This window comes from Kitasatospora sp. NPDC056184 (assembly GCF_042268405.1).
Taxonomy (GTDB): domain Bacteria; phylum Actinomycetota; class Actinomycetes; order Streptomycetales; family Streptomycetaceae; genus Kitasatospora.
This window is the reverse complement of record NZ_JBHJUI010000004.1, coordinates 366,267-378,519: the sequence shown is the minus strand read 5'-3', so window position 1 is coordinate 378,519 and position 12,253 is coordinate 366,267. Positions and strand designations below refer to the sequence as shown.

The window sequence follows — 12,253 nt, the reverse complement described above, 5'->3', positions numbered from 1 at the left end:
AGTACCGCCCGGTCTGCCACGATGGGCGGTGCTCCTCGGTACCTCACCAGGTCCCGAAGGTCCTCCCCACAGCCGCGGGGGTGGGCCGCGGGGGCGGCCGAAGCCGGACGCCGAACAACCCCTACGACGAGCGGCGTTCGAGCCAGTCCGGAAAGATCAGCGCCGTGCTCGCCGCCGCGGCCAGCCAGCCCGGCACGGTGAGGCCCAGGGTGAGGGCGAACGACCACTGCTGCTCCAGCAGGATGCAGGCACCCATGAAGACGAAGAAGGTGACCCAGCCACCGTTCAAGGCGATCGACGTCGGTACGCTCAGAGGCTGCTCGATCAGCCGCTGGACGAGCAGGGCGGACCCGAAGCCGACCAGCAGCGACAGGGCGAGGGCCGTCAGCAGGGGCGGGCTCAGGGTCCGGGCGCGGTGCCCGTGGTACGAGATCTCCGCCACCCGGCCCCGCCAGACCCTCAGCTCCACCTCGCTCCCCACCCCCGCGTCCTTGTAGAACGCCTCGCCGACCTCGTGCTCGCGCGTCGGCGCGCCCTCCCGGGACACGGTCAGCTCGTAGTGGCGTTCGTCCTCGCTGTACCGGACCCTCCGGGCCTCGACCCTGCCCGTCCCGCCCCGCACGCAGTCCTCGCGAGGAGTCGGCGCCGCCGTACCGCAGACCGGGGCGGTGCGGTAGGCGCCCAAGTCGTCGTACACGGCGAAGAACCACCGGAAGCCGACGGCCACGGCCGCCAGGCCCGCCGCGACCAGCAGGCCGAGAGCCAGCCCGCGCACGACCGGGCGGGGCGGCCGCCCCGGTTTGTCGGACGGCTGCTGCGCGCTCCCGGACTTCGCACCCCTGCGCCGGATGTCCACCGCACCCCACCCCTGTCGGTCCCCTCCCCCGGGCACCTCTCGATGCCGCGCGCCGATCGTCCCAGAGCACGACCGGCGGGGGCAGCGGGCCGGCGCCGTTGTGACGCAGCTGTCGAACACAGCAGCCCCACCGCCCCGGAGCGCCCCGCGGGCACCTGGAGGCGACGGGCAGGGGCGGGTCCGCACGGGCGGAGCAACCCGCGCCGCTATCGAGTGCGAGGAAGCCGGGAATGGGGCCCGGACCGGATCAACCCCGTTGGTCCTCTACGAAGCCGGCCGGTACGTGAGTCCGATCCGTCAACGGCGCGCGGTCCGAGCAGAGGAGGCAGCCGCGGTGATCGGCGTACGCACGCTGGGACGCACTGGGGGTGTGTCATGATGCGCCGTGGTCAAACGGCCGCCTCCAGCAACGCCACGGAAGGGCCGCTGTGACCTCAGAAGTGCTCGGGGTGATCCTCACTGCGGCGATCGTCGTGATCACCGTCGCGATCAGCCTCGCCGCCAACCGGACCCGGCGCTGGATCGAGACGGAGTTCGACCCGACCGCGTACGGGATGCCTCCGCGCGCCGCGCTGATACCGGACCGGGCCGGGCCGCCCCCGGCCGGCTCTCGCCTGCGGGAGACGCAGGCGGTCGCCGACGCCGCGTGGAAGGACGACTGGAGGCCGGCGGCCGGGTACGTCGCGGCAGCCGGGCAGGATTGGGAGGAACGCTGGTCGCGCGTGGAACAGCTGACCGCGATCGCTCTCACGGACGACGCCTGGCTGCGGAAGTGGCGAACGGCCGAGCCCGGTTGCTGCGACGCGGCCGTGGTCGAGGCCGATCTCATGGTGCAACGCGCCTGGCGGGTCCGCGGCAGCGGCACCGCCCGCAAGGTGCCCAGGGCAGCCATGGCCAGCTTCCGCGCCCAGCTTCCCCCGGCGATCGAGGCAGCCCGCCGGGCAGCCGTGCTCGACCCCGCGGACCCGAACCCCTGGATCGTCATGATCACCGCTGCGCGCGGCGCGGGGTACCGGCGCGCGCGGTTCCGCAAGCTCTGGGCCGAACTGACCGCCCGGGCACCGCACCACTACGACGCGCACTGGCAGGCCCTCCAGTACTGGTGCGCCAAATGGCACGGCTCCGACCGCGCGATGATGCGCTTCGCCCGCCGCGCGGTGCGCAACGCGCCCACCGGCAGCCCACTGGCGGGCCTGATCCTGCAAGCGCTGTACGAGCGGGGCAAGGCCAACCCCGTGGAGGAACCGTTCAGGGCCCTGCTCGAACGCCGACGGCTGAAGACCGCCACGGACGCACTCGCGCTGATTCCCGAGCACGACCCGCACCTCCCGCCGCTGCGGCACCTGCTGGCCCACCACCTGGTCCGGGCGAGGATGTGGAAGGCGGCGCTCGAACAGTTCCGGCTGCTCGGCCCGTGGTGCGGCGCCGCACCCTGGACCGACCGCGCCGACCCGGCGACGGCGTTCCACGCCGCCCGGGGGCTCGCGGCGGCCAGGTCCAAGCTCAACACGGGCCCGGGTCTCCAGGGCGGGGTGAGCAAGCAGCAGGTCATGATCCGGTGACGTGCCGCCCCCGAAGGCGGCCGCGTTGCACCGCGGACCGAACTCTCCTCGCACCGCCGGACCACACCTGGTGTCACCGCTACAGAAGCTGAGCCGGGCCTGGACTCTTGACGGCACTCGTCAGGGCGTCGTCCGGCGCACAGGGGTTGGACAGTCGTGGAACTCACAGGACGTCGAGAATTGCCATGACGCGGATCACGGCACTCGGTTCAAGCCCGTGACCAGCTGGTCAGGCCGGTTTCCGTGGCACGTGCCGCTGGTCAGCGGAGCAGCGAGGATCGCGTCCGGTGACGGCAGCACGTCCGCGGATCCGCCTGAGGGTTGCTCCTCAGACGGATCACTGGGCGGCTGCCCGCCGGACACGGTAGTTCCAGCGGGCGAGTGACCTGACGACGGTTTCGGCACCGATGGGGTTGGCGCTGTGGACGAAGACCGCCCCGATCCGAAAGGGCTGTCCGTTGAAGGCGGCCTCTTCCATGAGGGTCACCACCGGCATGATGGTGTCGTCGCCGCCGAGATCGTGGTCGAGCCACAGCTCGTCAATGAAGCTGCTGCGGTGCTCTTCCAGAAGCCGGACACCTTCGCGGCTGGTGCGGGCAATCCGCGTGGCCCGGGGCAGGGCGCGGAGGTCGTCTATGCCGAGGACGACGGACGGCGGCGGGGCGGGTACTTCCTTCACGGGGTCATTGTCACCGCGGGCGGGCGGGATGACCATTGGGTATCGGGGCTTCGTCCCACGCACGGGGCTGCCTGATCGCGATCCGTGGGCCGACGGGTCCCGCTGTAACGCGGAGACCCCTCCCCGTCATCCTGATCCGCTTTGGGCCCCTCCGCAGCCACTGCCCGACCGCATCCCGGAAGACCGATGATCGACGCGATTTTCTCCTCAACTCCGGCTCTCCTCCCCGTCTTCGCCGTGCTCGGCCTGGTCCTCGGAACCGTGGCTCTATGGCAAGCCCGGCCCCGGCAGTGGCCGGCGGCCGCCACGGTGCTCTGGGGGCTGTCGCTGGCGGGAGAGGTCGCGGCGACGCTGACGCCGACCGTCACCGGGTCGTCCGGGAAGCCGACGTGTTCGATCGGCAGCGGGGTGTGGGAGACGGCCACCACGCTGCAGGGGCTGATGAACATCGCCCTGTACGTGCCGCTCGCCCTTTTCGCCACACTGGTCCTGCGTCGACCACTGACCGTCCTCGCGGCGTGCGTGGTGCTATCCGCCGTGACCGAGGTCTGCCAGACCCTGCTGGGAACCGGCCGCTCCTGCGACGCCGCGGATCTCGTCGACAACGCATTCGGCGCGCTCGTCGGCACGGTTGTCGCGGTCGTCTGGCTGTGGCTCCGCCGCCACAAGCCGCTGATCGGACGTCGGGACGGCCTCCACGGCCTCGCCGCAGCCGGCACCGGCCTTGCAGCCGTCACGGCCGTCATCTGGCTGTACGTACCGCTCCATCACGATGCGGCGGGCTTCAACGCGCACTCCGCGGCCGACGAGACCGAGATACCCCAGCACATCGCCGCCCAGCTCTTCGGCCCCGGCACCCTGCTGCAGACCACCCGCCTGACCACCATCCCCGAGCGGCCCACCGAGCCGATCCTCGACGCCACCACCGACCGCGGCGAGTTCCGGATCGAGTGGCCCACCGGACGCCTTCTCAACAGCGCCTCGGCCGACGGCCGGATCGACCCGGGGCCGCTCACCCGGGACCAGGTCCGCAAGCTCGGCACCGACTTCGCGGCGACCTGGTTCTCCGACCTCACACGGGCCGTGACTCCGACCCTGACCTCCACCGACCCGGCGGGTGGCGCCTACATGCTCACCTACCGCCGGTACAACGCCGACAACGTCCTGATGCCCATGCGCCTGGACATCACCGTCTCCACCTCCGGCCGGGTCATGACGTCGTCCGCCAGCTGGGACGCCGACCCCCAGCTGCCGAAGCCCACCGTCACCGCCGACACGGCCAAGCAGCGGGCCGTCGCCGCCGTACCGGGATCCCGCGCGGACACCACCTTCCTCCTGGCGAAGCAGATCGACGGACAGTGGCGGCCCTGCTGGGTGGTCAACCTCATCAAGCCCGGCGAGACTCAGAGCTCCGGCACGGTCGAGTTCATCGACGCCGTCACGGGGCGGTCCGTGGCACACCAGGGGTGAGCGCGCCGCTCGTCACGCCCAGCTCGACCACCGCCGGCTGATGCGCCACGGCCGTCGCACCCTCGACCGCTCACGCGACAACCCCGGTGGCCGGCAACCGCTTTCACGACACCGCGGTGGTCGCGCCGGCTCGCGGCGGACGGCCCGGCCTTCGACACCTGCGGCACCCGGTACGAGAGGAAGATCCACCGCCCGCGCACGGCCGGTCGCCAGGCGTACCGGTCGACGGATCGGTGCCCGGGCACCCTGGCGAACTGGCGTGCGGAGCCGGGCCGAAGTCCGGTACCGTGCACGAAGGAGTGCCGGGAAGCCTGGTCGGCGAACAAGGGACAGTTGTGTCCGCGGGCCGGTCCGGGGGTGGTGTGCGTGGCGCTCGACACGAGGTCCGACGGCGCACCGCCGGCCGAGCCGCGGCTGCGGATCCGCCGCCCTTTACGTCGGCCCCGGCCCCCTCGGGCTCCACACACCGCTCACTGGGCTTCAGCGAACTGCGGACAGACTCCGAGACCTGCGACACCGTCCGGCGTTCCGGCCACCCGGTGCCGTCCGACCCCGGAAGGGGCGGGGCGGCACGCCCCGGCGACGGCAACCCGGGAGTTCCGGCCGCGCACCGGACCGGGGGGAGAACCGTCATGACCCACCGTCCCTCACCATGGACCCGCACCGGCGGCGCAATGCTCGCCGCGGCGGCACTCGTCCCGGCAGCGGCCGCCTGGTACGTGTTCGCCGTCATCCTGCCGGACGACGCCGAGCGGTACCGCTCGTACACGGCCGCCGTGGCCTGCCCGGCCGGAAGCCCGGGAACGGCGCACGAGGAGTGCGTGCGCACCGTGCCGTTCACCGTCGCCGGCACGGTCGTCCGGCACGCGGGCAAGAGCTCCGAGTTCCGGGCGACACTGGACGGCGCGCCACTGTGGAACGGCACGGTGCCGTTCGGCGACGCCGGGCCGCTGCTGGACGATCTGAAGCCCGGCGACCAGGTCGACGGCACGGTGTGGCGCGGCCAGGTGATGCGCCTGGAGCGGGCCGGCGTCGCGCAGGCCTCCGCCGACGAACCCCGCGACGAGGCGCAGTTCACCGCCGGGGTCGGCACCTTCGCCGCACTGCTGGCGGTCCTCACCGCCGTCCTGGGCGCGCTGCGGTTCACCGGCCGCCCCGGCACCACCACCGCCGCCCTCGTCCGGCAGCTCTTCCTCTGGACGCTGCTCGCCTGCGGCGTGCCCGCGGTGCTCGCGTTCTGGGCCGACCTGCCCTGGTGGACGGTACCGGCCGCCGCCGTCCCGACGGCACTGCTCGCGGCGGAGGCGGTGCGGCGCCGGCACCGGAACACGGACGGCGTCCCGGGGTTCGGGGCCGGCCGACTGCCGGCGTGACTCCCCGGCCCGGCGCCCGGGGCCGCCGGGGCATTCGGGACAGGAGGACGTCATGACGCTCGCCACCGAGCCGCACGCGTCGATCCCGGGGTGGACGTCGAGAGGTCCCGGAAGGTGCCGGTGAACGGCAGCGGTGCCGGCGAGGGCCTCGTGGCGGCTCCTTTCCGGGTGCGCGGCGCCGGGGCACCCGCCCCGACGCCGCACCCTGATCCGACAGGATCCACAGGACGCGGCCCGGGCGCCGGCGCCCCTCGGGGAGCCGGCGCCCGAGGTCGGCGTCAGTAGATGAGGATGTCCCAGTGGCTGCCCTCGTTGCAGTACAGGTTGCCCGAGGCGGCCTTCCACTGCGGGTAGCCGTCGCCCCGGTAGCCGATGTAGGTGAAGCTGTTCTGGATGTAGCCGTCGATGCAGGAACTGCGGGAGATGTCGACCTTGTAGCCGTTGTAGTGGCTGTAGGTACCGGAGGCGTGGCCCACCTCGGTCCCGCCCGTGATGTTGATGGCACAGCCGCTGGCGCGCTTGAGGGTGATGATCGCGCTCACCGTGCCCGAGTTGATCTGCTCGAACGAGGTGCAGGTGGAGTTGGACCTGGTGGTGCAGCCCCCACTGGAGCTCCACGTGATGCCGGCCTGGCTGAACTGACCGGCGGCCGCCGACTGCGACAGCTTGGTGCCGCTGGCGCCCGCCGTGGGCGCCGAGACGGCGAGGCCGGCCACGGCCAGGGCGACGACGGTGGCTGCGGTGCGTGGCTTCATCTGCATCTCCCGGTGGGAATGGTGTGCCTCCGACTCGACCCCCGCCCCTGCCGCACCTCGACGGAAGGGCGGGAAGTCCGGCGCCGGGCCTGCGGAACCGGCCCGGGCGAAGGGGTCGTACGCGGTGCTGTGAAGCGGCAGTGCTCCGGCGCGAGGGCCGACCGATCCGTCGGACGCCACCGCCCGCGGTTCCCGGGGAACGAGGGACGGGCGCCGAGCGCCGACGTCGCACCAGGATGGCCCACCGCTGTCTATGCGAGTAGACCCGCGTCCGTGAATTTCGTGTGACGGGCGGCGGGCCACAGGGCCGCCCCGGCAAAGCAGCCCGGAGACCGGTGTCGAGGCACCTCGATGTCCCTGGTTTGCACGACGGCTCTGGGAGCCGGGACCCGGAAGCCGTTACGGTAGTCCTGTCTGCACGTACGTTGGCCGCCGGCCAAGATACGGGCGACGGAAGAAGAGGGGCCGTCCGGATGGTTGCGAGCCACGACGGACGACCCCGACACCGCAGGACAGCGGCCCGGTGGCAGCCGGGCCGTTCTGCTGTACGGGTCAAGGGCTAGAAGACACCCAGCGCCCGCAACAGCTCGGTGACGAGCACCGCCGTCTCCAGGAACAGCATGGTGACGGCGATCCTCCTGTCCAAACGGCGCTCCGCCTTCGTCGGTCCGGGGTCGGCCGGCTGCTCGACGGCTTCCGGGCCTCCCGTGTCCTCTGTCGGCATTGCGCCCTCCTCCTTCTCGACGGTTGGCCGCCGGGTCGACGGCCCGTGGGTCGCCCGAGAGGAGCAGTGCTCGCGGAAAGCTTACGACCTGTCAGCCGCCCCTGGCCGGTGCGCAGATGCGGATGCGGACGCCGATCTAGGCCGAACGGTGGGGGCAAATACCCCGAAACGGCCGAACCTTCGCCACCGGGTGTGGCGCCTCACCGCTCGACAAGGGCCTCAACGCCACCGGCCTCGACACCCTGCTCAAGGCCCGCGGCCCGCGCGTCACGATGCAGAAGCTCGACCTGCACCTCAGCACCATGGGCCCCGTTCCAGCACTGTGAGGCCCTCGTCACCGACGACGGCGCCGAGACCGACCTCGACATCGGCCACTACGAGCGGTTCCTGGACACCAACCTGCACGGCTCGGCGAACGTCACCACCGGCCAGGTGCACCCGACCGTCATCGCCGAGGAGCGCCAGGCGAGTACCCGGGCGACACCGTTCAGGCCGTCCCGCACGTCACCAACGAGATCAAGTCCCGGATCCGCCGGATGGCGACCGAGGACGTCGACGAGCGCGAAGAGGCGGCGACGCCGCCCGTGGGTGGTAGAGGTGCGATCTGACGCACCTGTGGTCGGAGGAGGGACAGTCTCAAGCCCCGTACTCCCAAACCCGGACGCCCTTCGACCTCCACGGCTCCGGTGCCTCCTCCGCGTCGGCGAGCCTCTGGACCCAGGCGAGTTGACTGTCGAAGTACTGCCAGTACGGAGTGCCGTCGCCGTCGCCCTTGTCGAAGGTCATGATCGGCCCGTCGGTGCCTCTCTTTCCATGGCCGTACAGCATGACTCGGATGCTGCCGTCACACCGTTCCATTGCGAACGAGCACGGGAAGTCGTACAGGTAGATCCGCAGGTCACCGCCCTCGCGCGCGGCCGCCTGCGACAGCGGCCGCAGCACCTCCCGCTCGTACCGCGCCGGGTCCTCCATCGCGGCTTCGGCCGGCTCCAGGCGGTACCGGTCGCGCCGGCTGCCGCAGTGCGGGTCCATGATGAAGATCCGGACCGGCACTTCGAGCGACTTCGCGGTGATGAGGGGAAGTATCTCGTCGCTGCCGTAGAAGTTGCGCGTGAGCCCGAACATCGTGATGTGCTCGCGTGCTTTGCGGATGCGGGTGATGAGGTCGGACTTCGACTCGATGTTGGTGAGCGGGAAGAGGTCGCTCAACCCGGCCTGTTCCAGGTGTCCCAGCATGGCCCCACTGTAGTCACGACCGTAACCGAGCCGGTCCGGCCGGGTGCCGTACACGCGGCACAGGTAGTCGATGCGCTCGTCGGACGGACGCCGCTTCCCGTGCTCCCACCGGCACAACTCGGCGTCCGCGATGCCCGGACCGCGTAGACCATCCGCCTCGTAGGCGAGGTCGAGCCGGGTCGACAACTCGCCGCGGCTCCAGCCACGCGCCCATCGGTGGGCCTCCAGCGGGTGCACTCCGGGCAACTCCGTGATGATGCGCACGGCGGTCTCGTACGGGGTGAGGCCGTCCCGGATGGCGCGGAGGCGGATGGCACGCGCGTCCCGGTCGGCTTGGCGGCGGGACGCCCTGTCAGGACGGGGAGTTGACGTCGTCACAGCTCCATATTGGCGTATGTCGCCATTGGCTTTGGCGTACTTGCGCATACTGCGAGAGCCCGTATCGCCCGATGCTGGAGGCATGCCCGGCTCAGCCGCCGCCTCCCCGCGGGTCACCTACGACCAGTTGCACGGCACCACGTGCATCGTCCGCGGCGAACCCGGCGACCTCATACCGGCCGGGCACGCGTACACCCCGAACAGGGCGGGTCGGATCGACCACGGCTGGGCCGTACGTCGGCATCCGGCCTGCCACCGTCCCCAAGGAGGCACAATGACCACGACCACCCCACCCACCGAGCCTGCCGACCCGACCGAGACCGGCGGCTACTGCCTGGCCTGCGGCCACTACGGCCTCGGCGTCTACGCCGGGATGCGAACCGCCATCACCGACTGGATCACCAGCCACAGGGGCTGCACCTCGCCGGCGACCGCTGAGCCGGTGGCAGCAGAGCGCGGCCCGGACACCGTGCTGGAGTGACCCCCGACCGCGACCCGGCCCGCGCCGTTGCGGCCGTCGCCGTGCGATCGCCGCCGTAGTGGTGTGCAGCCTGCTGCTGACGGCCCAGCGCTGATCCCGCCCGGAAGCGGGAGGGACTCCGACCGGTCCGGGCCGACCGCCGTCCGACGATCGGCCCGGGACTGCTCATGTCGCCGGCACGACCCGGTCCCCCGCCGGCGGACCCCCGATCAGCCCCCTTCGTCAGGACGGGATTCCGTGGTCGCGGAGGGGGCCGAGGGTGAGGCCGTGGGCGCGGCAGTGGGCGGCCAGCAGGGGGAGGGCGGCGAGGGTGGCGTGCCAGGAGTGGGGGGTCGAGGTGCAGTCGGAGTCGTGGAGGAGGAGGGTGGCGCCGCCGGTGAGGGTGGGGCGGGCGGTGGCGTAGACGGAGGGACCGGTCGCGCCGGGTTCCCAGTCGCGGCCCCAGCTCGTCCACAGGACGGGACGCAGGCCGAGGTGGTGGGCGGCCAGGGCGAGGCCGGTGGTGAGGACGCCGTACGGGGGGCGGTACCAGAGCGGGCGGGTGCCGGTGAGGGCGGTGACGGCTTCGGTGGTGCGGCGGAGTTCGCGCAGGTCGCGGGTGGGGGCCGGGAGGTACTGGGGGCGGTGGTGCCAGCCATGGACGGCGACCTCGTGGCCGCGGGCGACCAGGTCGCGGCCGAGGTCGGGGGCGCGTTCGAGCATGGAGCCGAGCAGGAAGAAGGTGGCGTGGACGCCGAGGGCGTCGAGGGCGTCGAGGATCGGCGGGGTGCCGTGCGGGTCGGGGCCGTCGTCGAAGGTGAGGGCGACGTGGCCCGGGTCGCCGTGGCCGGCGGTGCGGCGGGCGAGGTGGCGGCGGACGGGCGGCAGGCGGACGGCGGCCGGCGCGAGGTGGAGCAGTTCCACGGCGGCGGCGGTGCCGAGGAGTGCGCCGACCCTCACCCGAAGCGGGACGCCATCCGCCGGAACAGGCCGGGGGCGGCGCCGTGCAGGCGGGCCGGGTAGTCCAGCCAGTGCGGGACGAAGATCCGGTCGCGGCCGGTGGTGAGCGCGTCGTGGACGACGGCGGCCACCTCGGCGGCGGGGACGGGGCGGGGGCGTTCGCGCTGGTAGCCGGTGCCGCGGGTGGCGAAGAACGGGGTCTCGACGGCGCCCGGCAGGATCAGCCGGACGCCGACGCCGGTGCCGCGCAGCTCGTACCAGAGGCTCTCGGCGAACATCGTCAGTCCGGCCTTGGTCGCCGCGTAGGCGGCCTCGTCGCGGACGCCGACCTGGCCGGCCATCGAGCCGAGCAGGACGATCCGGCCCCGGTGGCGCTCCAGCATGCCGGGCAGGAGCAGGCGGGTGAGCCGCAGCGGGGCGGCGAGGTTGACCTCCAGCATCCGGTCCAGGGTGTCGCCGGGGGTCCGGACGAAGGGGCCGCGCCAGCCGAGGCCGGCGCTGGCGATCAGCGCGTCCACCCGGCCGGCCGCGGTGAGGGCGGCTTCGGCGAGGCGCTGGGCGCCGTCGGGCTTGGCGAGGTCGGCGGGCAGCGGTCGGCCGCCGGTGCGGGCGGCGACCGCGTCCAGCCTGGCCTGGTCGGTGCCGGAGAGCAGCAGCCGCCAGCCGGCGGCGGCGAGCCGGTCGGCGGTGGCCGCGCCGATGCCGGACGAGGCGCCGGTCACCAGCGCGACGGGCGGGTCCTCGGCGGAGCGCCGCCGGGCCCCGCGGGAGGGCGGATGGTCGTCCGTGGTCATGGCACCTGCCGCTCTGTGCGCGCCTCGCCGTCCGATTTGTCCGGCATGTCACCTTCGCACGGCGGAGCCGTTCGAGCGAGCGGGGTGGGGCCGGACCGGGGCGGCGGACGGTCCGCTGCGACGCCGGGCGGCGGGCCCAGCTCGGGCTCCACCTCGCCGAAGCGGGAGAGCACGAAGGTACCGCCGACCGCCACCGCGAAGCCGGCCAGGGCGCACCAGGCGTAACCGGGGCGGGCCGCGTCGCCGAGGACGACCACCCCGACCAGCGCCGGGCCGAAGGTCTCCGAGACGGTGCCGGCGGCGGTCGCGGCCGTCACGGTGCCGCGTTGCAGGGCGAGGGCGTAGGCGAGGTATCCGCCGAGGCCGCCGAGGGCCAGCCCGTACGCGGCCGGATCGGTGAACACGTCGGCCGGGCCGGAGAAGTCGAAGACCCGGACGGCGAGGCTGGTGACGCCGAAGCCGACGCCCGCCAGCAGGCCGAGGCCGACGGCCGCCGCGGTGCCGTTGCGGCGGGCGAGCAGCAGGGTGAGCAGCAGCATCAGGACGGTCGTGGCCAGCAGCGCCCAGTGGAACGAAGGCGGCGCGCGGTCCCGGCCCGCCTCGCCGGAGCCGAGCGCCAGCAGGGTGAGCCCGACCACCACGGCGGCGATGCCGAGCAGGTCGGCGCGGTGCAGTCGGGCGCCCAGCAGGCGGGCGGCGGCGAGCGCGGTGACGGCGAGGCTGGCGTTGGTGACGGCCTGGACCAGGAAGAGGGGCAGGGTGCGCAGGGCGACGATGCTCAGTGCGAAGCCGGCGATGTCCAGGCCGGTGCCGAGCAGGAACCGCCAGGAGCGGAGCAGCGCCGCCAGCAGGCCGACCCGCACCCGGTCGGCGCGCGGGGCCTCGCGCGCGCCGCCCGCCTGGAACACCGAACCGAAGCCGAAGCAGACGGTGGCGACCAGGGCGGTGGTGAGTCCGAGCAGCATGGCCCTCCCGGCGTCGGGGGCGCCCCCGGGGGCCGGGGGTC

Annotated in this window: 12 protein-coding genes and 1 pseudogene; 5 read left to right on the top strand and 8 right to left on the bottom strand. The window is 73.0% G+C overall.

What is annotated here, in order from left to right:
• Nucleotides 1-121: 121 nt before the first annotated feature.
• Complete coding sequence (locus tag ACFC0B_RS11645; protein WP_376084978.1) at nt 122-775, bottom strand: hypothetical protein; 654 nt, start codon at nt 773-775, stop codon at nt 122-124.
• Nucleotides 776-1,284: 509 nt separating this feature from the next.
• Between ACFC0B_RS11645 and ACFC0B_RS11640 the strand changes: the two genes are divergently transcribed.
• Nucleotides 1,285-2,418, top strand: coding sequence for a hypothetical protein (locus ACFC0B_RS11640; protein ID WP_376084977.1), 1,134 nt, complete (start codon nt 1,285-1,287; stop codon nt 2,416-2,418).
• 337 nt (nt 2,419-2,755) lie between these two features.
• Here the strand turns inward: ACFC0B_RS11640 and ACFC0B_RS11635 are convergent, their stop codons facing one another.
• Nucleotides 2,756-3,097, bottom strand: coding sequence for a cyclic-phosphate processing receiver domain-containing protein (locus ACFC0B_RS11635; protein ID WP_376084975.1), 342 nt, complete (start codon nt 3,095-3,097; stop codon nt 2,756-2,758).
• Between the two features lie 186 nt (nt 3,098-3,283).
• On the opposite strand from ACFC0B_RS11635, the gene ACFC0B_RS11630 reads away from it, so the two are divergent.
• Both ACFC0B_RS11630 and ACFC0B_RS11625 read left to right on the top strand, forming a co-directional pair.
• Nucleotides 3,284-4,567, top strand: a complete 1,284-nt coding sequence (locus ACFC0B_RS11630) for a VanZ family protein (protein WP_376084973.1) — start codon at nt 3,284-3,286, stop codon at nt 4,565-4,567.
• Between the two features lie 632 nt (nt 4,568-5,199).
• Nucleotides 5,200-5,940 (top strand): hypothetical protein, encoded by a 741-nt coding sequence (locus tag ACFC0B_RS11625; protein ID WP_376084971.1) that lies wholly within the window; start codon nt 5,200-5,202, stop codon nt 5,938-5,940.
• A 278-nt stretch (nt 5,941-6,218) separates the two neighbouring features.
• Here ACFC0B_RS11625 and ACFC0B_RS11620 read toward each other — a convergent pair whose 3' ends face one another.
• Together ACFC0B_RS11620 and ACFC0B_RS11615 are read right to left on the bottom strand one after the other, a co-directional pair.
• A complete protein-coding gene (locus ACFC0B_RS11620) occupies nt 6,219-6,701 on the bottom strand; it encodes a hypothetical protein (protein WP_376084969.1) in 483 nt (160 codons plus the stop codon).
• Nucleotides 6,702-7,254: 553 nt separating this feature from the next.
• Nucleotides 7,255-7,419, bottom strand: coding sequence for a hypothetical protein (locus ACFC0B_RS11615; protein WP_376084967.1), 165 nt, complete (start codon nt 7,417-7,419; stop codon nt 7,255-7,257).
• Nucleotides 7,420-7,577: 158 nt separating this feature from the next.
• Here ACFC0B_RS11615 and ACFC0B_RS11610 point away from each other — a divergent pair.
• A pseudogene (locus ACFC0B_RS11610) lies at nt 7,578-7,976 on the top strand (CTP synthase); the annotation flags it as partial.
• A gap of 79 nt (nt 7,977-8,055) precedes the next feature.
• Here ACFC0B_RS11610 and ACFC0B_RS11605 read toward each other — a convergent pair.
• Nucleotides 8,056-8,919, bottom strand: coding sequence for a helix-turn-helix domain-containing protein (locus tag ACFC0B_RS11605; RefSeq protein WP_376084966.1), 864 nt, complete (start codon nt 8,917-8,919; stop codon nt 8,056-8,058).
• A 388-nt stretch (nt 8,920-9,307) separates the two neighbouring features.
• Here ACFC0B_RS11605 and ACFC0B_RS11600 point away from each other — a divergent pair, with 388 nt between their 5' ends.
• Nucleotides 9,308-9,514: a hypothetical protein gene (locus ACFC0B_RS11600; RefSeq protein WP_376084964.1), complete on the top strand. Its 207-nt coding sequence runs from the start codon at nt 9,308-9,310 to the stop codon at nt 9,512-9,514.
• Nucleotides 9,515-9,736: 222 nt separating this feature from the next.
• Here the strand turns inward: ACFC0B_RS11600 and ACFC0B_RS11595 are convergent, their stop codons facing one another.
• The 3 genes from ACFC0B_RS11595 to ACFC0B_RS11585 are packed head-to-tail and all read right to left on the bottom strand — an operon-like array spanning nt 9,737 to nt 12,212.
• The gene (locus ACFC0B_RS11595; protein WP_376084962.1) at nt 9,737-10,453 is read right to left on the bottom strand and encodes a polysaccharide deacetylase family protein; all 717 of its coding nucleotides are present in this window, start codon (nt 10,451-10,453) and stop codon (nt 9,737-9,739) included.
• A complete protein-coding gene (locus ACFC0B_RS11590) occupies nt 10,450-11,247 on the bottom strand; it encodes an SDR family NAD(P)-dependent oxidoreductase (protein WP_376084960.1) in 798 nt (265 codons plus the stop codon). The genes ACFC0B_RS11595 and ACFC0B_RS11590 overlap by 4 nt, the downstream gene beginning before the upstream one ends.
• Nucleotides 11,244-12,212 carry a DMT family transporter gene (locus tag ACFC0B_RS11585; protein ID WP_376084959.1) on the bottom strand — a complete coding sequence of 323 codons (969 nt, stop codon included), beginning with the start codon at nt 12,210-12,212 and terminating at the stop codon, nt 11,244-11,246. Before ACFC0B_RS11585 ends, ACFC0B_RS11590 begins: the two co-directional genes overlap by 4 nt.
• Nucleotides 12,213-12,253 lie beyond the last annotated feature (41 nt).

What these genes read in the sequence shown, in the direction of transcription:
- ACFC0B_RS11630 (WP_376084973.1), top strand. Translation starts at nt 3,284, where the DNA reads ATGATCGACGCGATTTTCTCCTCAACTCCGGCTCTCCTCCCCGTCTTC.
- ACFC0B_RS11625 (WP_376084971.1), top strand. Translation starts at nt 5,200, where the DNA reads ATGACCCACCGTCCCTCACCATGGACCCGCACCGGCGGCGCAATGCTC.
- ACFC0B_RS11620 (WP_376084969.1), bottom strand. Translation starts at nt 6,701, where the DNA reads ATGCAGATGAAGCCACGCACCGCAGCCACCGTCGTCGCCCTGGCCGTG.
- ACFC0B_RS11615 (WP_376084967.1), bottom strand. Translation starts at nt 7,419, where the DNA reads ATGCCGACAGAGGACACGGGAGGCCCGGAAGCCGTCGAGCAGCCGGCC.
- ACFC0B_RS11600 (WP_376084964.1), top strand. Translation starts at nt 9,308, where the DNA reads ATGACCACGACCACCCCACCCACCGAGCCTGCCGACCCGACCGAGACC.
- ACFC0B_RS11590 (WP_376084960.1), bottom strand. Translation starts at nt 11,247, where the DNA reads ATGACCACGGACGACCATCCGCCCTCCCGCGGGGCCCGGCGGCGCTCC.
- ACFC0B_RS11585 (WP_376084959.1), bottom strand. Translation starts at nt 12,212, where the DNA reads ATGCTGCTCGGACTCACCACCGCCCTGGTCGCCACCGTCTGCTTCGGC.